Source organism: Moraxella sp. CTOTU47579, from assembly GCF_032004885.1.
Classification (GTDB): domain Bacteria; phylum Pseudomonadota; class Gammaproteobacteria; order Pseudomonadales; family Moraxellaceae; genus Faucicola; species Faucicola tetraodonis.
Window position 1 is genome coordinate 246,044 of the sequence record NZ_DALZOJ010000002.1, and the last position, 23,095, is coordinate 269,138.

The 23,095-nt window shown below is 45.3% G+C and carries 16 protein-coding genes and 4 tRNA genes; 15 read left to right on the forward strand and 5 right to left on the reverse strand.

Features of this window, described 5'->3' with window-relative positions; all coding sequences use genetic code 11:
• Positions 1 to 238 precede the first annotated feature (238 nt).
• Both nhaA and RTP55_RS02455 read left to right on the forward strand, forming a co-directional pair.
• Positions 239 to 1,456 (forward strand): Na+/H+ antiporter NhaA, encoded by a 1,218-nt coding sequence (nhaA, locus tag RTP55_RS02450; RefSeq protein ID WP_409418404.1) that lies wholly within the window; start codon positions 239 to 241, stop codon positions 1,454 to 1,456.
• 113 nt (positions 1,457 to 1,569) lie between these two features.
• A complete protein-coding gene (locus tag RTP55_RS02455) occupies positions 1,570 to 1,974 on the forward strand; it encodes a tellurite resistance TerB family protein (protein ID WP_157819355.1) in 405 nt (134 codons plus the stop codon).
• A 35-nt stretch (positions 1,975 to 2,009) separates the two neighbouring features.
• Here the strand turns inward: RTP55_RS02455 and RTP55_RS02460 are convergent, their stop codons facing one another.
• A complete protein-coding gene (locus tag RTP55_RS02460) occupies positions 2,010 to 3,047 on the reverse strand; it encodes a LysR family transcriptional regulator (RefSeq protein ID WP_007116083.1) in 1,038 nt (345 codons plus the stop codon).
• A 451-nt stretch (positions 3,048 to 3,498) separates the two neighbouring features.
• Here RTP55_RS02460 and RTP55_RS02465 point away from each other — a divergent pair, with 451 nt between their 5' ends.
• Entirely contained in the window at positions 3,499 to 5,088 is a 1,590-nt protein-coding gene (locus RTP55_RS02465) for an isocitrate lyase (protein ID WP_138018803.1), read from the forward strand.
• 71 nt (positions 5,089 to 5,159) lie between these two features.
• Here the strand turns inward: RTP55_RS02465 and RTP55_RS02470 are convergent, their stop codons facing one another.
• From RTP55_RS02470 to uvrA, 3 genes are all read right to left on the reverse strand, one after another.
• Positions 5,160 to 6,260 (reverse strand): potassium channel family protein, encoded by a 1,101-nt coding sequence (locus RTP55_RS02470; RefSeq protein ID WP_312383924.1) that lies wholly within the window; start codon positions 6,258 to 6,260, stop codon positions 5,160 to 5,162.
• Positions 6,261 to 6,654: 394 nt separating this feature from the next.
• On the reverse strand, positions 6,655 to 7,188 hold the full coding sequence (locus RTP55_RS02475) for a chalcone isomerase family protein (RefSeq protein WP_312383926.1): 534 nt from the start codon (positions 7,186 to 7,188) through the stop codon (positions 6,655 to 6,657).
• A 216-nt stretch (positions 7,189 to 7,404) separates the two neighbouring features.
• Positions 7,405 to 10,359, reverse strand: a complete 2,955-nt coding sequence (uvrA, locus tag RTP55_RS02480) for an excinuclease ABC subunit UvrA (protein WP_312383928.1) — start codon at positions 10,357 to 10,359, stop codon at positions 7,405 to 7,407.
• Between the two features lie 435 nt (positions 10,360 to 10,794).
• Here uvrA and RTP55_RS02485 point away from each other — a divergent pair, with 435 nt between their 5' ends.
• The 3 genes from RTP55_RS02485 (at position 10,795) to ssb (ending at position 14,138) form a co-directional block, all read left to right on the forward strand.
• Positions 10,795 to 11,784: a hypothetical protein gene (locus RTP55_RS02485; RefSeq protein WP_312383930.1), complete on the forward strand. Its 990-nt coding sequence runs from the start codon at positions 10,795 to 10,797 to the stop codon at positions 11,782 to 11,784.
• Between the two features lie 180 nt (positions 11,785 to 11,964).
• Positions 11,965 to 13,329 (forward strand): MFS transporter, encoded by a 1,365-nt coding sequence (locus RTP55_RS02490; RefSeq protein ID WP_050325778.1) that lies wholly within the window; start codon positions 11,965 to 11,967, stop codon positions 13,327 to 13,329.
• A 137-nt stretch (positions 13,330 to 13,466) separates the two neighbouring features.
• Complete coding sequence (gene ssb / locus RTP55_RS02495) at positions 13,467 to 14,138, forward strand: single-stranded DNA-binding protein (RefSeq protein WP_050325777.1); 672 nt, start codon at positions 13,467 to 13,469, stop codon at positions 14,136 to 14,138.
• 149 nt (positions 14,139 to 14,287) lie between these two features.
• Here ssb and RTP55_RS02500 read toward each other — a convergent pair whose 3' ends face one another.
• On the reverse strand, positions 14,288 to 15,328 hold the full coding sequence (locus tag RTP55_RS02500; protein WP_312383932.1) for an NADP(H)-dependent aldo-keto reductase: 1,041 nt from the start codon (positions 15,326 to 15,328) through the stop codon (positions 14,288 to 14,290).
• Between the two features lie 384 nt (positions 15,329 to 15,712).
• On the opposite strand from RTP55_RS02500, the gene gspN reads away from it, so the two are divergent.
• From gspN to tuf, 9 genes are all read left to right on the forward strand, one after another.
• Positions 15,713 to 16,534 carry a type II secretion system protein N gene (gene gspN, locus RTP55_RS02505; RefSeq protein WP_312383934.1) on the forward strand — a complete coding sequence of 274 codons (822 nt, stop codon included), beginning with the start codon at positions 15,713 to 15,715 and terminating at the stop codon, positions 16,532 to 16,534.
• Between the two features lie 22 nt (positions 16,535 to 16,556).
• Positions 16,557 to 17,570, forward strand: coding sequence for a type II secretion system protein N (locus RTP55_RS02510; RefSeq protein ID WP_312383936.1), 1,014 nt, complete (start codon positions 16,557 to 16,559; stop codon positions 17,568 to 17,570).
• Between the two features lie 134 nt (positions 17,571 to 17,704).
• The gene (gspD, locus tag RTP55_RS02515; protein WP_409418405.1) at positions 17,705 to 20,095 is read left to right on the forward strand and encodes a type II secretion system secretin GspD; all 2,391 of its coding nucleotides are present in this window, start codon (positions 17,705 to 17,707) and stop codon (positions 20,093 to 20,095) included.
• Positions 20,096 to 20,158: 63 nt separating this feature from the next.
• The gene (locus RTP55_RS02520; RefSeq protein ID WP_312383940.1) at positions 20,159 to 21,010 is read left to right on the forward strand and encodes an FHA domain-containing protein; all 852 of its coding nucleotides are present in this window, start codon (positions 20,159 to 20,161) and stop codon (positions 21,008 to 21,010) included.
• Between the two features lie 151 nt (positions 21,011 to 21,161).
• Positions 21,162 to 21,237: transfer RNA gene (locus RTP55_RS02525), tRNA-Thr, on the forward strand.
• Positions 21,238 to 21,280: 43 nt separating this feature from the next.
• Positions 21,281 to 21,364 (forward strand) — tRNA-Tyr (locus RTP55_RS02530).
• A gap of 75 nt (positions 21,365 to 21,439) precedes the next feature.
• Positions 21,440 to 21,513, forward strand: a tRNA-Gly gene (locus RTP55_RS02535).
• Between the two features lie 20 nt (positions 21,514 to 21,533).
• Positions 21,534 to 21,608, forward strand: a tRNA-Thr gene (locus RTP55_RS02540).
• 266 nt (positions 21,609 to 21,874) lie between these two features.
• Positions 21,875 to 23,065, forward strand: coding sequence for an elongation factor Tu (tuf, locus tag RTP55_RS02545; protein ID WP_007117403.1), 1,191 nt, complete (start codon positions 21,875 to 21,877; stop codon positions 23,063 to 23,065).
• Positions 23,066 to 23,095: the final 30 nt, after the last annotated feature.

Below are 23,095 nucleotides of genomic sequence, written 5' to 3' on the forward strand. Positions count from 1 at the left end.
AGAATCTTAACTATCAACACCAAAAAATCATACGGCTAAAAAATTAATTTATCTAAAATAGTGAATAAATGAATAAAATTTTCTATTAATGTAGAATTATGAAATTATTTATCATAAAAATAGATTATATGATATAATAAAATATATGGTATGATGGTATTGTAGGCTATTTTGCTTGGTTTAAGTGTGGTATATTTCATAAATAAAAGATGGTATTAAAAAGAGTTTTAGACAGATGATAGTATTTAACCAATTTAAAAAATTTTTGGCACACGATATGGCTGCGGGTATCGTGTTGGCGTTTGCCGCTGTGTTGGCGATGGTGGTAGCAAACTCTCCGATGAGTGACATATACGAGCACTTTTTGCATCTGCCTATTTCGATAAAAATCGGCTCTTTTAGTATCGATCATCATTTACTACATTGGATTAACGATGGCTTGATGGTGGTGTTTTTCTTTTTAGTGGGACTTGAGCTTAAGCGGGAAATGCTAGTGGGTGAGCTATCAGAGGTCAAAAAAGTCGTCTTGCCTGCGATTGCTGCGGTCGGTGGTATGATGGTACCTGCGATTTTTTATGCCGCATTCAATTATCAGCACGCAGAGTTGATGAAAGGTTGGGCGATTCCGGCGGCGACAGATATCGCGTTTGCCTTAGGTGTGCTGACGTTACTGGGCAATCGCGTGCCCGCCGCGCTCAAAGTATTCTTGGCATCGATTGCTATTTTTGATGATATCGGTGCGATTATCATTATTGCGTTATTTTACTCATCGGGTTTGTCGATGGCGGCACTGGCTTGGGTCGGGGTATGTTTGGTGATATTGTGGCTCATGAATCGCTTTAACGTCACCCGCACCACCGCTTATATAATGATTGGCGTTTTGCTATGGGCAGCCATGTTAAAGTCGGGGCTACATGCGACGCTTGCCGGTGTGCTGCTTGCGCTATTCATCCCAATGACAGACAACAAGCACCCTGAGCATTCACCCCTCGAATCGGTTGAACATGACTTGCAGGACACAGTCAGTTTTATTATTTTACCGATTTTTGCGTTTGCTAATGCGGGCATTTATCTCGGAGGTACGGGGATATCCTCGCTATTGCATACGGTACCGCTCGGTATCGCACTAGGACTGCTGCTAGGCAAGCCGATTGGGGTGATGCTATTTAGTTGGCTTGGCGTCAAGCTTGGGTTAGCTAGCTTGCCTACCAATGTTGACTGGCGACAAGTATTTGGCGTGGGGATTTTATGTGGTATTGGCTTTACCATGAGTTTGTTTATTGGTGGGCTTGCCTTTGCGGGACTTGAGGTCAAACCGTTTGACGAACGACTTGGCATTATTTTAGGGTCATTATTGGCAGGTATGCTAGGGTATTTTTATCTTAAGAAAGTCTTACCAACCCAAGCGCTGACACAGCCGGTGACTAATCCTGAAGACCATACCTATATTCGCTAAGCTATTTACCCAAGGGTAGTGTAACGATAAATAAAACCTACAAATGATAGCAACGAATATTGCTATCATTTTTTTATACCAATGAGTTTGTGATCAATGATAAGGAAAACACCATGCTAACTAACAAGATAAAGGGTAAAAAAGCCGCATGGTTGGGCGGTGGTGTGGCAATAATTGGCTTATTGGCAAGTTGCGCCGGCGTGGCGTACCAATCGCTGCAAAATGGTAAATTAAGCGATATCAAAGAAAGCATTGATAGTGTGCCCAAAAAAACGCTGACGTTAAAAGGCACATTTACTCAAAGCTTAGAGCAATCTGAATTTAATGACGGTACCACCAAATACCATGTATTTGACCCAAACAATCTATTAGCCGAGTATGCCAAAGCGCAAGGTCAAACGGGCGTCTCGATTAGTTTACCTGTCTGTATTGAAGGGCGAGTGACTGAAAAAGGACGTTACGGACATTTAGGAAAATATCCGTATGAGCTATGGGTGGATAAAATTTGCCAGTCCTAGACCAGTGCTAGATAAGCAGGTTGTCTGACCCTCCCTCATTGACGGTCAGGATCAATTTCAACCAAATCAATAGGCTGGGTATGCAGCGAACCGTCTTGAATCGCAGTCTGTAGCGGATACTTGATGCGCTCTTCGGCGATGATTTGTCGCGACACATGTTGAATCAACTGACGTAACCAACGATGCGCAGGGTGATGCTGTAATAGTGGCGACCATGCCATCGTCAATTCAAACTCTGGAATAAAAAATGGCGGCTCTTTAATCACGATATCATCATTATTTGCTTGCATGCGCGCCACCCGAGTCGGTAGTGTAGCAATTAAGTCTTTATTGGCGGTGAGCATCGCAGGCATCTGATAATGACGGGTAAAGACACTGATTTGACGTTTTTGACCGAGACGTTGTAACGCCGCATCAATTGAGCCAAGTCCGCCAGATTTTTCGGGATTCACCCCAAAACCCACACCCATGCCTGTTTTAGAAACCCAAACGTGCTGAGCTTTAAGATAATTTTTGAGGTTAAAGCGATTGACATATGGACTATCAGCCGACAACAAACAACTAAATGTATCACGCCAAATCAGCACTTGGTGAAAGCTTTGCGGTACCTCGTTAAAACGATTAATCGCCAAATCAACACGACCTTGTTCCATATCTCGATACGACACATCCGATGGCGTCAAGAAGTCCAAAATCACATTTGGGGCTTCACTGCGCAGCGCTTTAACTAGCCTAGGCACCAGCGTCGCTTCGGCATAATCTGACGTCATAATCCGAAACACACGACTTGAGGTATAAGGACGAAACTCAGTACGCGGCTCTAATAACTGAGTTAAATCCGCTAACAATTCGCGTACGCGCGGCTGTAATTCAAGCGCCCGCTCCGTCGGCGTCATGCCTTCAGATGAGCGAATCAACAAGGGATCATTAAACAACTTACGCAAACGACGTAAAATATTACTCATGGCGGGCTGGGTAATGCCGAGTTGCTCAGAGGCTCTGGTGACGTTTTTTTCTCGAAGTAACACATCAAGATGCACCAAAAGGTTCAAATCCACACGTTGTAAATCCATAAATTATTGTTTGTCTAGTTAAAAGTTAAGAAAAAAGGCTAAAACAGCTAGTTTTAACAGGGCTAAAACCTAGCAATAAAACTTAAGTTATTGATTGTATTATACTATATTTTAAATAAATACTAAAGATACGAATCATTAAATAGCTAAATTATGAATTAAAGGGTATAGTGCATTCATTCCATTATTTAAGCCAACTTAAAGCTTTATTAGTGCCAAAATAGAATTCTTAATTTTAACAGACTATTTAATATCACTGTAAGAAATATCACGTATTTTGTTAAAAAAATTGTTAGCCTATTTTGGATATTTAGTTTGTGTCTTAAACATTATTCATATTTTCGGTGTTTAACGCTCACTAAATATTGGCTTATTTAAGACTTTTACTTTTATCACAACACAACTATCATCCTAAGTTTTTTTATCCCACCGTCCTCAACAGGAGACTGCTATGTCAACTTACGTTTCAGCGATTGACCATATCCGCGAACTAAAAGCCAAATATGGTAACTGGAAAAACATCAGCGAAAATGATGCTGCGCGTTTGGTTATCCAAAACCGTTTCAAAACAGGTTTAGAAATCGCTCAATACACTGCCGACATCATGCGTCGTGATATGGCAGCTTATGATGCTGACAAATCAAAATACACCCAGTCTCTTGGTGCATGGCATGGCTTTATCGGTCAACAAACCATGTATGCGGTAAAAAAATACTTCGGTACTACTGAACGTAAATATATCTACCTTTCAGGTTGGATGGTTGCTGCGCTTCGCTCAGAATTTGGTCCACTACCTGACCAATCTATGCACGAAAAAACCGCTGTGCCAAAATTAATCGAAGAAATCTACACTTTCTTACGTCAAGCGGACGAAAAAGTATTAAACGATTACTTCCGTGAATTAAATGCGGCGCAAGAAGCAGGTCAAGACACTAAAGCTATCTTAGACAAAATTAACAACTTTGAATCACACATCGTGCCAATCATCGCTGACATCGATGCAGGTTTTGGTAACGAAGAAGCGACTTACTTGCTCACCAAACAAATGATCCAAGCCGGTGCTTGTGCTATCCAAGTTGAAAACCAAGTATCAGATGCTAAACAATGTGGTCACCAAGATGGTAAAGTCACCGTACCACACGAAGACTTCATCGCAAAACTTAACGCGATTCGTTATGCGTTTTTAGAGCTTGGCATTGACAATGGTGTAATCGTTGCTCGTACTGACTCTGAAGGTGCATCATTAACGCAAAAACTTCCTGTGTCACGTGAGCCAGGCGACCTTGCTTCACAATACTTAGACTTCTTAGAAGTTGAAGAAGTGACGTTAGAAAATGCAAGCGAGTACGATGTGCTATTAAAACGTGATGGCAAATTGGTTCGCCCAACTCGTATGCCAAACGGCTTGTACTCATTCCGCGAAGGCACCAACATTGACCGCGTGGTACTTGACTGTGTGACTGCCCTTGAAAACGGTGCTGATCTACTATGGATTGAAACGCCAACACCAGACGTCGCGCATATCAAATCAATGACTGACCGTATCGCTGCGCAAGTGCCAGATGCTAAGCTTGTTTACAACAACAGCCCATCATTCAACTGGACGCTTAACTTCCGTAAACAAGTCATCGCAAAATGGGAAAAAGAAGGCAAAGACATCTCAGCTTACGACAAAGCGAACTTAATGTCTGCTGACTACGACAACACTGAGTTGAATACCGCTGCAGATGAACTAGCGCGCACCTTCCAAGCTGATGCATCACGTGAAGCCTGTGTATTCCACCACTTGATCACCCTACCTACTTTCCACACTGCGGCATTAAGTACGCACCAGTTGGCAAAAGGTTACTTCGGTGATAAAGGTATGCTAGCTTACGTTGAAGAAGTACAACGTAAAGAACTTCGCGAAGGCGTTGCGGCAGTTAAACACCAAGCCATGGCAGGTTCTGACATCGGTGATGACCACAAAGAAATCTTCTCGGGTGAGAACGCCTTGAAAGCGGGCGGCGCCAAAAATACTGCCAACCAATTTGGTCACTAATTCTTCATTGACTGATTGAGTAAAAAAAACACCTCACGGTATGTGGGGTGTTTTTTTATGAGCCGATAAAATTAAATGGTTTGCATAATTTCTTGATAGCGAAGTTGGAATTTTTTGATAAAATCAATGGTGGTTTGAATACCCATAAACAAAATAATATACGGGTTTAAGCTATTTTCGTTCGACAGCTCAACCGCTTTATCACTTGGATATTCGCTGATAAGTAACATGTCTTGCTGGCGCTGGGCTTGGATATCCGCAAGCTGCTTTTCAAAATTCGGCTCTGCCAAAATATAGCTGCTAGAGTCATAGGATTTGATATCACTTAAATATTGAATACAAATCGACTCCAAATCTGCCCAGCGATAGGTTTCGGTTTCACGCACCAAATTCTCAATACTATTGACCAATTCATCCAAGGCTTGATAATAGTACCAAATCAACGGCTTGCGCGGGTCATCGGTCAAGCGCGCCGAGGCATTAAATAAGTGCTGTAAATTAGTAAAGGCTAGCGTTTCGGGAATAGGCTCATGAATACCAATAAGCTGCTGAGGGACTTTGGCGTCAGGCGCCGCGGGCAAATCAGGCGAGCGGTTTAAATTAGCGCGACCCTCACGGTCAGATTGCGCTACCGGGGTTTGCTCTGATTCTATGCCCAGCAGTTGATTAACGCGGTTTAGATAAGTATTCATGTTAAGCGTAATTAAACTATCATGACTGTGCAGGCGCGCGAAGGCATAAGAGATTTCTTTTCTCGCTTCATAGGCGTCCATCAGATTGCTCATGTTTTCTTCACGCTGATAGGTAATCGCATTTAAAAACAAACCTGCAGACACCACACCAATGGTCGCTTCAATCATCACAAACGCCCGTGTAAAGGTATTGGTTGGGGTAATATCGCCAAACCCAGTGGTGGTCACCGTGATGGTACTAAAATACATGGCTTCCAAAAAGCCCACGTTTTCATGGTTAAACTGCATATTTGGCAAGGTACTGTACAAAAAGCCAAATAGCGGAATTAGCGTCAAATAGATAGTGCCATACACAGCAGGCGGCAACGAAAAAATATCATCGCGCACGATAGGTTTGGCAAGCTTATTGAGGGTAAAGGTTTGCGGCGTGTTACGGGTTGATAGGATTGGTTTAGTGGGCTTTTGCGCAAGTGGTTTCATAAGCTGCCTGATTTTTTTTGTTTTAGACTAGCATACCCATTCAAAAAGAAACATAGTATTGTAGTAACCCTTGATGGACGATAGGGTAAAAGAATCAAAGCAAAAAAATTGCCGCTATTGGGATAAAAAATTGGGATAAAAATGAAAAACACCAACTTACTTGTTATCGAATCAAAGAAAACTAGGCGGGTAAGGGATGAATACCCAGTTATCCTAGTGAATGACGCCAAACATATCAATAACGCCGCTATTCATCTTTAAAATAGGGTTGCAATAAATACAACCCTAGTAACACTAGTAAAAAAGTTACTGGCACTATCAATTAGCTAGATTCACTTCCGATGCTTGATGGGAAGTCTAAAACATGGGAAGTGTAAAAATAAGCAGTGTAACATTAGTGCTGACCTAGCAAATCCTTTTTCATCTCAAGTGATATAGGCTTATCGCCTAACCAAGCACGAAGAATAGCTTGGTCAAAGCCTTCTTCTTTGATATAAGGAAGATCGCCAACCTCATCATAATTTAAACGAACGCCATGCTCTGGCGAAAACTCAATCGTAAACATTGCCCCTTCTTTGATGGTGTTGGTTTTGAACAACTCACCGAACACGTCATCAATCACTGAGGCGATTTTCTGATATTCTTCTTCGCTACTATTCGCTCTAATGCCGTCTTTGAAGGCGTTTTCCAGTAACGAGCCTTTGATATTGCGGCGAGACACCATGCGCAATTGCTTGGCATAGCGTGCAGTAATGGCTGTTTCGGCATCTTCAGTCATTTCACCCAAGTATAGGGCAATATCATAGATACCAATCATAAATTTACTGCGAATGCTCATACCATTTCGCACGCAGATTTGACCATCTAGTTTTAGGGTAGGGGGAAATAGGGTTTCAAGATCGTTGGTTTTTCCTTTAAATAAAATCATCCTAGCATCCTTATCGTTCTATAACGGTTTTTTCCTTGGATAATATCGAAGTGTCCTTATCTCGCTTCATTGTGTAAATATTAGGTCAACATGTAAAGTATTATCAATGAATATCAAGTCACAGAATGATGAGCAGTTAAAAAAAGGGTTAGACGACAACGTACTAACCCTTACCGCTAAACTTAAGCTTGTAACAAACCTACGCTGGTAACAAACTTAGGCTTGCAACATCGGCTTCAAAAACCGCCCCGTATGCGAGCGCGCGTTTTCCGCCACGTCCTCTGGCGTACCCTCAGCGATAATCTCACCACCGCCCGAACCGCCTTCAGGACCCAAATCTACAATCCAATCCGCCGTCTTAATCACATCGAGATTATGCTCAATCACCACCACGGTATTGCCTCGATCACGTAGCGTATGCAAGATGTCTAGGAGCTTGGCGATATCATGGAAATGCAAACCTGTCGTCGGCTCATCGAGCACATACAAGGTCTGACCGGTATCACGTTTGGATAGCTCTTTGGCAAGTTTCACCCGTTGCGCCTCACCACCCGACAAGGTTGGTGCAGACTGACCTAAACGAATATAACCTAAGCCGACTTCTTGTAGGGCTTGCAAACGGCGGTAAATTGCCGGAATCGCCTCAAAAAATTCTGCCGCATCCTCCACCGTCATATTGAGCACGTCATTGATATTTTTGCCCTTATAGGTGATTTCAAGGGTTTCACGGTTGTAGCGTTTGCCTTGACACGCATCGCAAGGCACATACATATCAGGCAAAAAGTGCATCTCAACCTTAATCAAACCATCGCCTTGGCAGGTTTCACAGCGCCCGCCTTTCACGTTGAAGCTAAAGCGTCCTGCTTGATAGCCACGAGCTTTGGACTCCGGCACTTGGGCGAATAGGTCACGAATCGGACTAAATACCCCCGTATAGGTGGCAGGATTGGAGCGTGGGGTGCGCCCAATCGGACTTTGGTCGATATCGACGACTTTATCCAGATGTTCTAGCCCAGTAATACTGTCAAACTCTTCGGCAACGTGCGTGGTAGCGTTATTGAGCTGTGTGGTCGCTAGTGGCAATAAGGTGCGGTTGATTAAGGTCGATTTACCCGAACCCGACACACCTGTGATGGCAGTAAATACACCAATCGGCAAGTTTAAGGTCACGTTTTTAAGGTTATTACCTTTTGCCCCTGTTAAAGTCAGCATCAAGGGTTTGGCTTCGACTTTACCTTTTTTGGCTTTTTCTTTTTTCTCGCTTTCCGCTTTTTTCGCTTGGTTTTTGGTTAAGGGAATGGCGGAGTCTTGCATTTTTTCATATTTATCGTCATTGGCGATTTTGGCTCGGTGACGCACGGTTGGCACGGCGATTTTCTTTTTGCCTGATAAATATTGACCCGTTAATGATTCGGGATTTTTGGCAATGTCTTCTGCCGTCCCTTCTGCAATAATACTGCCACCATGCACACCAGCACCCATGCCCACATCGATGATATGGTCGGCTAGGCGAATGGCATCTTCGTCATGCTCGACGACAATCACGGTATTGCCCAAATCTCTGAGCCGAGTCAACGTTTGCAGCAAGCGATCATTGTCACGTTGGTGCAAGCCAATTGATGGCTCATCGAGTACATACATCACGCCCATCAAGCCCGCCCCGATTTGGCTAGCAAGGCGTATCCGCTGAGCTTCACCGCCCGATAGGGTTTCGGCAGAGCGGGCAAGAGTAAGATAATCCAAGCCCACACTCACCAAAAATTCCAAGCGCTCACGGATTTCTTTGATAATTTTGGCGGCGATTTCGCCCTTTGCGCCCTCGAGTTTTAATTGCTCATAATATGCCATCGCTTCGCCAATCGATAGCTTGACCATTTCGGCAACGGTACGGTCGCTGACTTCGACATGGCGAGCGATTTCGTTTAAACGTGAGCCGTGACAGGCATCGCAGGTGGCATCGGCAAGGTATTTGGCAAGCTCGTCTCGCACGATGCTGCTTTGCGTGCTGCGGTAACGGCGCTCCATATACGGCAACACCCCTTCAAATGGCACGGTTTTGGTAGATTTGCGACCCCGTTCATCGACAAAGTTAAAAGTCATTTTGTCTTTACCAGAGCCGTGTAAAATGACATCTTTGTGCTTTTTATCCAGTTGTTGCCAAGGCGCTTCCATGTCAATGCCATAATGCTCGGCAACGGTGGTCAGCAAGCCAAAATAATAGGCATGGCGTTTATCCCAGCCTTGAATCGCCCCTTGGTTGAGCGATTTTTCAGGATGCCCGATGATTTTTTCGGCAGCAAAATATTGGCGTTTGCCCAAGCCATCACACACGGGACACGCGCCATAGGGGTTGTTAAAACTAAACAATTTTGGTTCAAGCTCAGCAACCGAGCGATCGCAGACAGGGCAGCTATGTTTGGCGGACAAAATTTTATCCTCAAACTCAGCGTCCATGTCATGCAAGATGGCAATGTCGCTACCGAGTCGTAATGCGGTCTCCAAACTTTCGGCAACCCGATTACCCAAGTCATCCCGTACTTTGAAGCGGTCAACCACCACATCAATGGTGTGTTTAAAGGTTTTGGCAAGCGGTGGCACATCGTCAATATCATAAATTTCGCCATCGACCCGTAGCCGCACAAAGCCTTGCCCTTTTAGCTGTTCCATCAACTGGATATGCTCGCCTTTGCGGTCATCGACGACGCGCGCGAGAATCATCAACTTGGTATCTTCGGGCAATGCCATGACGGTATCGACCATTTCGGTGACGGTTTGCGCGACCATCGGCAGGTGGTGTTCTGGGCACATGGGCGTACCGACACGGGCGTACAGCAGACGCAAATAGTCATAAATCTCGGTAATGGTACCTACCGTGGAGCGGGGATTATGGTTGGTGGATTTTTGCTCGATGGCGATGGCAGGTGACAGCCCTTCGATGCTATCGACTTCGGGCTTTTCCATTTGTGATAAAAACTGGCGAGCGTAAGCCGATAAGCTCTCGACGTAGCGGCGTTGTCCTTCGGCGTATAAGGTATCAAAGGCTAGGCTAGACTTGCCCGAGCCTGATAATCCTGTGATGACGACGAGTTTGTCGCGGGGGATGTCGATGTCGATGTTTTTGAGATTGTGGGTGCGTGCGCCACGAATTTTGATTGCGTCGTGCTGTGCCATATTGAGCTTCTTATTGTGTGTTTTTAAGTGGGAAATTTGGGTAAAAAGATGGGGTTTTAATGGGGGAAATGGGTGGGGGTTTCAAGTTTAATTTTGAAACCTATTTCAACAAATTTGACCAAATATTACGAGAAACTATCAACTGATTAAGTTATCAATTCTGTTAATCATAAATTGCTTTTGGCTCACTGTCATACTTTTTTCATACTCGTAAAATTAACATAACTAGATAAAACATAGCGTTTATTGCAAGCGGTTGTAAACGTGCGGACAATGAAGCTGATGACACTATTAACACAAGTGTTGGAAATATCTTAAATAAAATCATCACTCACATGAGCGATTTTTTATTTTTTATAAAACCCTCAAACCTTGCTATACTTTATTGAATCAAGGAACTAGAAAATTTGTGACTGCAAAATTTGAGACAATAACATGGCAACGTTAACCCAAGAACAAACCGACTTCTTAAAAAGCCACCATATCCCAATGGACAAAACCTTTGACGCCAGCGGACTATCGAGCAAAGAATACAAAGCCAAAATGAAAGAAAATGGCGCGCTCGTTGCTTACGGTGTACCGCCATGCCCAAAAGGTCACACACTCAAAAACAAACAAGCCAACTGCCTACAATGCAACCCCCAAGCCATTGCATCGCTCAAACGCCAAGCCACCCCAGGTGAGGTTTATATCGCCGTCTCACCCGGTCAGCTGCTTGCTAAAATCAGCCTTGTTGAAGACGCGAGCGATATCATCCAGCAATTAAATAGCGAAAATCATGCCGAAATCAATGATTGGGCATTAGCGATGACAGGTCGCACCGACTCCATCGGACAAATGGAAAACCACTTGCAGCAGCGCCTTGCCGATTACCAAGTACCCAGAAAACTCACTGCCGATGGCAAAACTACCAAAGCCTCGGGCGTGTACGACGTTGATGTGCATGATGCGCTTGAAGTAATAAATGAAATGCCTTTCACCTTAAGCGAAATTGATAACGCCGTGATGGATGATTTTCACGCCCGCTATAGCGATAAACAGCTCCGCGAGCAGCAGCAAGCTGAGCAGTTAGCCATCGAAGAAGCAGCACGTAAACAAGCAGAACTTGCCGAACAAGCGCGACAAAAACAGGCTAAGCTTGAAGAACAACGCCAACTACAACAACAAGCCAAACAGCAAAAATTGGCACAAAAACAACAACGCCAACAGCAACTTGACGCCAAAAAAGCGCAAAAACAGCAAAAAATCGCCACCCAAGTGAAGCATAGCCCGTTAGAGGGCGCGCTAGTGGCTACCCCAAAATCATCATCTATCAAGCAGTCACCGCGAGGATTTTTTGACAACCAAAAAAATGTGATGTGGCTGATGATTGCTATCGCAGTGATTTTAGCCATCATGGTAACCGCTTACGCAATGCTAAAATAATGGGGCTAAAACAATAAAGCCAAAATAATAAGGCTAAAATAATTTTTATTGCCAATAAATTCTCTGGGATAAAAATTAGGCATATAATAAGCCGTTTTTGGCAAAATTTTGTGAGCCACCATGTCAGTAAAATCAACGTCAGTAAAATCAACGTCGAGAAATATAAGTCATAACGCCTCCATGAATGCATCGGAAAAGAAAGCGATTGCAGGATTGGGCGGTATCTTTGCTTTGCGAATGCTCGGACTATTTATGATTGTGCCTGTGTTTGCAGTATATGGGACACAATATGCACACGCCACGCCGTTTTTGATTGGATTGGCGATCGGTATCTATGGTTTAGGGCAGGCGATTTTTCAGATTCCCATGAGTTTTTTGGCGGACAAATATCCGCGTAAACCGATTATCATTGCAGGGTTATTGGTGTTTGCGCTTGGGGGAGCGATTTGCGCCTTATCAACAGATATTTATATGGTGATATTGGGGCGTTTGATTGCAGGCAGTGGTGCGGTTTCAGCGGTAGTGATGGCACTGCTTGCGGATGTGACCCGTGAAGAGCATCGTACCAAAGCGATGGCAACCATGGGGCTGACCATTGCCATGTCGGTGATGGTCGCATTTGGGCTCGGTCCGATTTTGACGCATGTGCTCGATATCTCAGGCTTGTTTTGGGTGACAGTGGCGTCCGCGATTTTCGCCATTGGCTTACTGTGGATCGTGCCCACCCCAAATCGGGTGCTAAAGCACAATCTCAATAATCACTCAGTTAAAGCACAGTTTGCTGACGTATTAAAAATTGGCGATATTAACCGGTTGCATTTGGCGATTTTTGCGCTGCATCTGTCAATGACAGCGATGTTTACCTTATTGCCGCACCAGTTTCATGATGTGCTCGGTTTGACGGTGGCGCAGCAAGGTTTTGTGTATTTGCCGCTACTATTATTGGGTTTTATCATTGCGGTTCCACTGATTATCATCGCAGAAAAAAAACGGCAAATGCGCGCCGTGTTTTTGGCGTCTTTAGCGACCTTGGTGGCGGGATTGGTATTTTTGGCGGTGGCTAGTCAGACCATTGTGGGTTTAATTATTGGGCTTGCGGTTTATTACATTGGCTTTAATAGCCTTGAGGCGACCATTCCGTCTTGGATTTCCAAACGCGCGCCCGTTGCCAACAAAGCGACGGCAATGGGTATTAACTCATCTGCACAGTTTTTGGGTGCTTTTGTGGGCGGTGCCATGGGCGGTATTTTGCTCACCAAACCGATGTGGCTGTCATGGACAGTGCTCGCCATCGTGACGGTTATTGCGCTATTGTTTATTCTGCCGATTGCATCCCCCCCGTATTTGACCAGCCTAACGATTACCCTGCCAACAGGTATTGACACAACTGCATGGTCACAGAAAATTTTGGCGATTGACGGTGTGGATGAGATAGTGATGATGCCAAAAGAAAACATTGCTTATCTCAAACTGGATAAAGAAAAATTGACCGATGACACGCGACAGCATTTGTCACATCTTACCGGTCAGACGCTAGCAATTTGATGCAAAGTTTAGTAAAGTAATGGCATTGTAGTTGCGCTAAATCCGCAAAGATTTGGCTAAAAATACTAGAAAACTATTAAGAAAGGCATCAAGAAAGTTATCAAAAAATTCATCAAAAAAGTTATCAAGGAAATTCTATGCGCGGCGTAAATAAAGTAATTATTGTAGGCAACCTTGGTTCAGATCCTGAAGTCAAACAATTTGCCAATGGCGGTAGCGTGACGCGTATCGCCGTGGCGACAAGTGAGCAGTGGAACGACAAACAAACAGGTGAGCGCCGTGAGCAAACCGAATGGCACCGTATTTCATTGTTTAATAAACTCGGTGAAATTGCAGCGCAATACCTGCGTAAAGGTAGCCAAGTCTATATCGAAGGTAGCCTTCGCACCAGTAAATACACCGATCAAAATGGCGTAGAGCGTTACGCCACAGAGATTCGTGCCGACCAAATGCAAATGCTTGGCACAGCAGGCGGCGTTCAAGGCGGTATTGCTAATAACAACACTGCCGGCACAACCTACCAAAACCAGCCCCAAGGTGGTTATAATCAAGTTGGCTACAACCAAGGTGGCAACCAAGCACCCAATCATTTTGGTGGCTATCCAAACCAAAATAATGCCCAAACTAATAACCAAGTTGCGCCCCAAGCGGGTCAAAATGCAGGATTTGGCAATAACCCATTTATGAATGGCAACCAAGCGCCACAAGGGGCAAATACAGGCAATAATCAGCCTGCCCAAAATCCCCAACAAAACCCAGCCATGGCAATGCCAAAACCAGGCGCAGTTGATGATGATATCCCGTTCTAGACTTTAAATTTTACTAGCTTTAAAAAAAATCCTTGCACAGTCACACTGTTGCAAGGATTTTTTATGCCGTTTTTTCTGATAGTAGCCTGCTAGTAAGGTGCAGGGTCTAAGATGCAGATTTAAGTTACAGGGTTTAAGGGTTACAAGGTCTAAGGCGCAGGGTTCGGGTATAAGGTCTGCACCGCTTCGATATCAGCCAATACCTCTTGAGATAATACCAAGTCTACGGACGCGATATTGCTGGCTAGTTGCTGAGTGGTGGTTGCCCCAATGATGTTGGCAGTCACAAACGAGCGGCTATTGACAAACGCCAGTGCCATTTGTGCCATATCTAGATGATGTTTTTTGGCGACCTCGGCATAGGCTTGGGTGGCTTGTTGCGCTTGCGCATTCAAATAACGGGTAAAATGGTTATAAAGGCTCAAGCGACTGTTGGCAGGCTTGTTACCGCCCAAATATTTGCCTGATAACACACCAAATGCTAGCGGTGAGTAGGCAAGTAGCCCAATTTGCTCGCGGTGACTAATTTCTGCCAGTCCCACTTCATACAAGCGATTGAGTAAACTATACGGATTTTGTATGGTGATAGGTCTAGCAAGCCCATGTTTATCGGCTTCTGCTAAGTAGCGCATGACCCCCCAAGGGGTGTCATTGGATAACCCATAAGCGCGGATTCGACCTTTGGTGATTTCATCATTGAGGGCTTCGATGGTTTCCAAAAATGGCGTCAATTCTTTGGTGTCTTGCTGCGCCATACTTTCTGTATAGCCGCGTTGACCAAAAAAGTTGGTCTGACGCTCTGGCCAGTGTAGCTGATAAATATCGATATGGTCGGTTTGCAAACGCTGTAGATTGCTATCTAATGCCGCACGAATGGTTTTTTTATCAAACTTGGTATTGCCATCGCGCAAAAAGTAATTGCGAGAGATTTTACTCGCCAATACGACACCATTTCTTTTGCCTGTCTTGGCAAACCAGCTACCCATAAAGCGCTCGGTATCACCCTGTTTGTCTTTATCAGGGGGTGACGGATACATCTCAGCGGTATCCCAAAAGTTCACACCTTGGGCAAGGGCATAATCCATTTGTTCATGGGCATCCTGCTCGCTGTTTTGCTGTCCCCAGGTCATGGTGCCTAAGCAAATTTTGGAGACGCTATCGCCCAGTTGTGGCAATGTATCAAATTGCATGCTATTTTCCTTGTGTTTTGCATTATAGTTTTAACCGGCTTGGTGAGGTGATTGTAGCAAACTCATGGTGATAAAGTCGGTTGCAAATTGTAGTGAGTATGGCAGGTAGCCGCAATAAACAGTCTGCCCAAAACAAGCCTGACAAAATTTTGATTTTTTATGGATTGACATTACAACGCAATAAAAATCAGTTATGATAAAGCGTTTGATTTTAGTTAGAAAAATATTCGAGCGTTGGCGCAGAGTGGGTTCAAAATTTTGCGCTAATGGCAATTTTTATCCTGCATGAATTATTTGATTGTTGGTTAAGCTGCTTGTGGATTGTGTCACTTTATTGATGTCAAAAATATTGGTGTCAAAAATCATTGTAAAAGGTATTCAAGTTTGGCAAGTGTCAATTCATTACGTCCGACAAAACTATGGTGGCTGGTAGGTCTGGTTTTGCTTTGCTTAAGCTTGTTGATTCAGCTACCTGCAGCGTGGTTGCTGCAAAAATTTGCCCCAAACAACCCTTACTTGCAGCAAATATCCGGCAACCTTTGGCAAGGTCAAGCCAATTGGCAAATCAATGCGCGCCCCAATACGCCGCTGGCGGGTAGTGTCGATTGGCGCTGGCAACCGTGGCATTTATTGATGGGCAAACTGGGTATGGCAGTCGATATCCGCTCTGGCAAAACCGACTTGCAAGGGGTGGTCAAATTCAATAAAACCAGCTGGCAAGCCAATGATTTCAACGGCAAAATCAGCCCTGATACATTGGCGCAGTTGGTCAGTTGGCAATTACCCGACACACCGATTACCATCAAAGAAATGTCGATTGAAAAAAATAAGCAAGGCTATCAAACCGCCAAAGGCAACATGAACTGGGCAGGCGGTGATTTGGGGTATCCCACAGGCGGCAAAAACTACCTCATCAAACTCCCGACCATGCAAGGCAACTTAAGCGCAGATAAAGCCAGTGTGCAGCCAGCAGACAACAATGGTGCCAATAGTAGCAACAAGGCAGCGCAAGGTAAAAGCTTGCATTTAGCCCTTACTACACCGCAAGGTGAGCGATTGGGGGATTTTTATCTTGACCAAGATAATATGATAGATGTGTCATTGACCCAGCGGCTGCTCAAAAATATGCCAGCGTACCAAGGCAAAGGGGCTGATGACAGTGTGGTGGTGTCCATTCGCCAACCTTTGACCAGTATGGGTAATTAGAGACTCAGCGATGATAGCAGATATGATAAAAGCCACCCAGCGCCCCTCGTTGAGCCGTAAAACAACGACTGGTAAATTTGTGCCGATGGCGGTGGTGGAAAAACTGTATCCTTGGTTGCTACTGGCAGCTATTTTTTGGTTGGTGTGGCAATTAAGCCAAGCGATTTGGCTATTGGTTGCCCCGCCCAAACCCCCCGCACTCACCCCAATCCCCTTGCAGACGAACTTGGTCGCACAATCTGCCAATAGCAATGCATTAGATTTTTTTGCTCAGCCAACTGCCCCGCAAGCGCCGGCAGCGACACCCCCAGATATTAAAGTGGTGGGCGTGACCATTGCCACCCCAGAGAGTCAATCGTATGCAATTTTGACCGCCAATGGTAAAACCTTAAGCTATCGTATCAACGACATGATTGATGGCAGTGGTTATAAATTGGTCAAAGTCGCAGCCGATTTTGTAATAGTGGCAGATGCCAGTGGTCAAACCAGTAAAGTGCCATTTGGGCAACCGTTTTTTCTTGACCAAAGCGAGGCTATCAGAGCCAAAGCGCAAGCCAACGGTGCAGCAGGCGTGGGCAACGGCTCAAATATGGGACAAACCCCCACACCGAGCTTAGGCGGCGCTGCGCCACAAGCGATTGGCGGCGCGCCAGTGGCTACAGGCGACCCCCATGATCGAGAGGATTCTGCGCCCAGTATGGCGACGTCAAATGGTGCCAATACCTCGCCAAGCGGTGCATCGTCAGCCATTGGTGGGGCGATTCAAGGGCTTCAGCAAAATGCATCAGGGTATCTAAGCCAAATGGGTGTGGCAGCGACAGGGCAGGGCTATTTGGTGACCGACGCCATGTCCGCAGGACTAAAAAACCGATTGGGGCTACAAACAGGGGATAAAGTCCTCTCCGTCAATGGACAAAACGTGGGTCAAAACCCAACACAAGATGCCCAGCTACTACGTCAAGTACAACAAGCAGGACAAGCGCAAATCCAAGTTCAGCGCGGCGACCAAGTCGTGACAGTACGCCAGTCATTTTGATAAAAGATAGTAAAAAGTTACAGACGTCATCGCTACGTGAGACACAAGTCGGTGACATGCGTTAAAAATTGATAAGGTAAATTATGAAATACCCAACCATGCTAAAGCCACTATTTTTGAGCACGACACTGGCTATGAGTATCAGTTTGCTTAGCAGTGGTCTGTCAGCTGCGCATGCAGCCACTGGCTATAAAGTGCATTTGCAAGACGCTGATATCAAGGCGTTTATCGACCAAATTGCCACCATCACGCAAAAGAACTTTGTGCTAGACCCACGCATTAATGGCAATGTGACGGTGATTTCAAACAAACCCTTATCTCGTCAAGAAGTATATGACTTGTTTTTAGCCGTGATGAAAGTCAATGGCATTGTAGCGATTGATCGCGGGCTGACCACAGAGCTGGTCCCTGATACCGTTGCCAAGCAAGCAGGGGTGGATGTGGACTTGCGGGGTAATACCGCAGGTAGCCAAATGGCGACCCGCATCTATTATCTCACCAACACCAATGCCAATGATATCTTAAACGTCATCCGTCCGATGATGCCGCCGTATGCCAATGCCGCTGTGGTGCCAAATGTCAATGCGATTATCCTCTCTGACCGCGCCGACAGCCTCAATCAATACGCAAAATTGATTAGCGATCTTGATAGCAATATGAATGACAAGCTGACCATTATTCCGCTGCGTCATGTAGATGCCAAGCGCATGATGGATTTATTAAGCTCACTGACAGGGACGGGCAGTGGTACAGCGCCAGCTGCTACGGGTCAATCAGGGCAGGCTGCTGTGGCATCAACCGGTGGCAGCCTGATCAATATTATTGCTGACCCGATTTCTGATAGGCTGCTCGTCAAAGGTAGTGCCGAGATGACAGCCAAAGTACAGCGAATGGTAGAGCAGTTAGACACCGTGCCAACGCAACGTCTCAGTGGGCTTCGCGTGTTTCGTCTAAAATATGCCAGTGCCACCCATATTGCAGAAATGCTGCGCGGACTGCTTGCCTATCAATCCATCAATAGCTCAGGTGACCAAACCACCTTGCAAGCAAGCTCAATGTTTCAATCTGCTAGCAATACCAGTAATAACAGTGCATTGACCACCAGCAATACTGCAGCGTCACCGACAGGCTCACCGCTAAATACCTCCTCCACTAGCAACACAACGACTACGCAAAACAACGGCTATCAAGGTAGACCTTTTAGCATTATCGCTGACCAAACCCAAAATTCCGTCATTGTCAATGCCAACCCAGAGTTAATGGTAGAAATCGAAAATGCTATTAATGAGCTAGATACTCGCCGTGACCAAGTGTTGATTCAAGCAGCGATCATGGAAATCTCAGGCAATGATACCCAGCAACTTGGCGTGCAATGGGCAATGGGCAACGCCAACAGCGGCGTAGGGGTGATTAACTTTAATAATATCGGTGCATCCGCAGTAGGTCTGGCATCTGAGATATTAAGCAAAACCCCAGGTACGGCGGCAGCATCCGTGGCAGGCGCGCTGTTGGGGATTGGCAATAGTAAAACCGATAGTAACGGTAATCGTGAGTTTTATGGTGCGATTTTGCAAGCCATCAATAAAACCAACAATGCCAATCTGTTATCCATGCCCTCTATTTTGACGTTGGATAACGAAAAAGCCAATATTTTGGTAGGACAGAACGTCCCATTTGTGACCGGCTCTTATACCACGGCAAGTAACTCATCAACCACGCCGTTTCAAACCGTGAGCCGTCAAGATGTCGGTATCAATCTTAATGTCATTCCGCATATTGGCGATAATGGTTCAGTGCGACTTGAGATTTCGCAGGAAGTGTCCTCCATTGTCGACGGTACCCTCAATAACGTGAGCGGTGTCGTCACCAACAAGAATTTAATCAAAACCACCATTTTAGCGGATAACCAACAAACCGTGGCATTGGGTGGTTTGATGCGTGATAACAGCACCTATGGTCAGCAAAAAGTCCCAGGATTGGGTGATGCGCCGATTATTGGTAATTTATTTCGCTCAAAAAGCAAAAACTCGGACAAAACCAATCTGATTGTATTTTTACAGCCGACCATTTTGCGAAATGGTAGCGCGGTGGCAAGCGTGACAGAAAAAAGCTTAGACGGTATTCGTACCATGCAACTGGTAATTGACAAAAACGGTACGCTCAAACAAATCCCACTTAATATCAATGCCATGTTCCCCAATACCAACAGGGTGCAAAATGGCATCAAATTGCCAACAGACGACTTGGTTACCCCAGCCGCGCAAAGTTTATCAAACACGCCAAGAGTGTATGCCAATGGTGTCGATATCGTCACGCCGGCGTCATCAAACGTGTCTCGCACAGGTAGTTCATCGACCACAACCGTGAGTCGCCCAGCGAGCAACACCGTCACCCAATCTACCGTTACCCAATCTACCGTTACCCAATCTAAAGCGCAGACAGGGCAGGGCGCAAAGATGGCTCAAACGCCTGTGGTGATTGCGACCCCGCCTGCGGTGCAGACCATCACCGTGACAAATCCCTAAAAATGTCCCATAATGCCAAGCATAATGATACTATTAAATACCCCTTAGGAGTAGGAGACTTGCATGGATAATCAGCAAACTAATGCAGTAAATACGATGAACCTCACCGACAACTCGCAAGGCACTTCATGGCAACTCATTGGGCTGTCACCAGCGTTGGCGGATTTAACCATAGATATTGATAAAAGCTTAAGCATCGGGCGTAGCGATAGCAATGATTTGGTATTAGCAACCTCACAAATCTCTCGCCAACACGCCAAGATTAACCGTATTGGTGAGCAGCTGTATGTGCAAGACTTAGGCTCAAGCAATGGTACCTTTATCAATGGTGAGCGTATCGCTACAGACGCCCATGCTTTGCAAGCCACCGATGAACTTGCCTTTGCTGACTTGGTATTTTTGGTAGTAAATGCCCCAGTCGACGCACTGGATGATGATAGTTTTCTCGGTAGTTTACAAGATATTGAGAATTTCACACCCACCACTGACATTCATACCCAAACTGAATCGACTGCATCGGTTGAGCCCATATCACCGAACGCTGCATCCAACGCCTCGCCTGTGATAGATGTCGTTACCACGCAAGATTTTTTACCTAGCGAGCAGATGAGCAACACTCACGTCGAAAAATCCGTACCTTCTACACCGACAACAGTGGATGTAGCAAGCGTTGATAACTCACCATCGCCGCTACTCAATACGCCGGCTCAGACGCCTGTCGTCACTGAGGCAATACCATCACAGCCCGTTGTCCCATCGGTTCAGGTCTCAGCCGTTCAGCCAGCGCAACCATCGCCAGTTAGTACAGTAGAAGCTGATGCAATCAAACCTGCAGCAAAGAAAAACGCCACAGTCGCGATAATAATCGTGGTAATTATTGCGCTGATTATTGCATCCGTGTTGTTGATGTATTAGCGTTTAGGTAGCAAATAAGCGGTGCACAGCGCCTAAAATGGGGATTTGAATCATTAAATTTACGTTTTAGCAAAAAAAATGAAAAAAAACTAAAAAAACGCTTGCAAGATTAAAAATATTTGCTAAAATGCTCACCACTTTCAAGCGATACGCCGGCTTAGCTCAGTTGGTAGAGCAACTGACTTGTAATCAGTAGGTCGCCAGTTCGACTCCGGCAGCCGGCACCATCCTTTAACACATCGTGTTAAGCGTACCTTGAAAGACAACTATGGTGGGGTTCCCGAGCGGTCAAAGGGGACGGACTGTAAATCCGTTGCGAGAGCTTCGAAGGTTCGAATCCTTCCCCCACCACCATTTGCCTGCTATTGTTATCTGAATATTCCCTAATCACGTTAACAGTAAGTCCAGTATGCTTGGGCGGGTCGCATTGCGGGTGTAGTTTAGTGGTAGAACTTCAGCCTTCCAAGCTGATCGTGCGGGTTCGATTCCCGCCACCCGCTCCATTATTCTAAACCAAAGTTTTGCTCATATAGCTCAGAGGTAGAGCACTCCCTTGGTAAGGGAGAGGTCCCGAGTTCAACTCTCGGTATGAGCTCCAGTTTCATAGAAAATACATTGATAGAAACCAAAAATAGTTGAGGCAGCACAGATGTGTTGCCTTTTGTTTTAGCAATAACAAAAAAGTTTAACCATAAAGATGAAGGCTATGGAAAAAACTTGAAATTTATGTTAAATTTGCTATTTTAGCGACCTAGCAACACTCAAATTGGCAACACCAGCACTGGCAATACAGATATACCAGTTGGTTTATAGCTTTGAGCTAGGGTATTGCTAACAGTTTAACAATGATCAGAGGATTAAATTATGGCAAAGGCCAAGTTTGAACGTACTAAACCACACGTTAACGTAGGCACCATTGGACACGTTGACCATGGTAAAACAACCCTAACAGCTGCGATTGCGACCGTAGCAGCAAAACACAACGGTGGTGAAGCCAAAGACTACGCGTCAATTGACTCAGCCCCTGAAGAAAAAGCCCGTGGTATCACCATCAACACCTCACACATTGAATATGACACCCAAGCACGTCACTACGCACACGTAGACTGTCCTGGCCACGCTGACTATGTTAAAAACATGATCACCGGTGCCGCACAGATGGACGGCGCTATCCTAGTTGTATCAGCCACTGACGGTCCAATGCCACAAACACGTGAACACATCCTACTATCACGCCAAGTAGGTGTACCATACATCATGGTATTCATGAACAAATGTGACATGGTTGATGACGAAGAACTACTAGAACTCGTCGAAATGGAAGTACGTGAACTACTATCAAGCTACGACTTCCCTGGCGATGACACCCCAATCATCAAAGGTTCTGCCCTAGAAGCCCTAAACGGTGGCGAAGGCAAATACGGTGAACCAGCCGTACTAGAACTACTTGACACCCTAGACAGCTACATCCCAGAACCAGAACGTGCGATTGACAAACCATTCTTGATGCCAATCGAAGACGTATTCTCAATCTCTGGCCGTGGTACAGTCGTAACCGGTCGTGTAGAATCAGGCGTCATCAAAGTTGGTGAAGAAATTGAAATCGTTGGTATCAAACCAACCGCAAAAACCACCTGTACTGGCGTTGAAATGTTCCGTAAACTGCTAGACGAAGGTCGTGCAGGCGAGAACTGTGGTGTCCTACTACGTGGTACCAAACGTGAAGACGTACAACGTGGTCAAGTATTGGCTAAACCAGGTTCAATCAAACCACACACCAAATTTGACGCAGAAGTATATGTACTATCAAAAGAAGAAGGTGGTCGTCACACCCCATTCTTAAATGGTTACCGTCCACAATTCTACTTCCGTACCACTGACGTAACTGGCGCAATCCAATTACCAGAAGGTACAGAGATGGTAATGCCTGGCGATAACGTTGAAATGAACGTAGAGCTAATCCACCCAATCGCAATGGACCAAGGCTTACGCTTTGCAATCCGTGAAGGTGGCCGTACTGTAGGTGCGGGTGTTGTTGCTAAAGTTAACGACTAATCGTTAGCTAGCACATAAACACATAAAAAG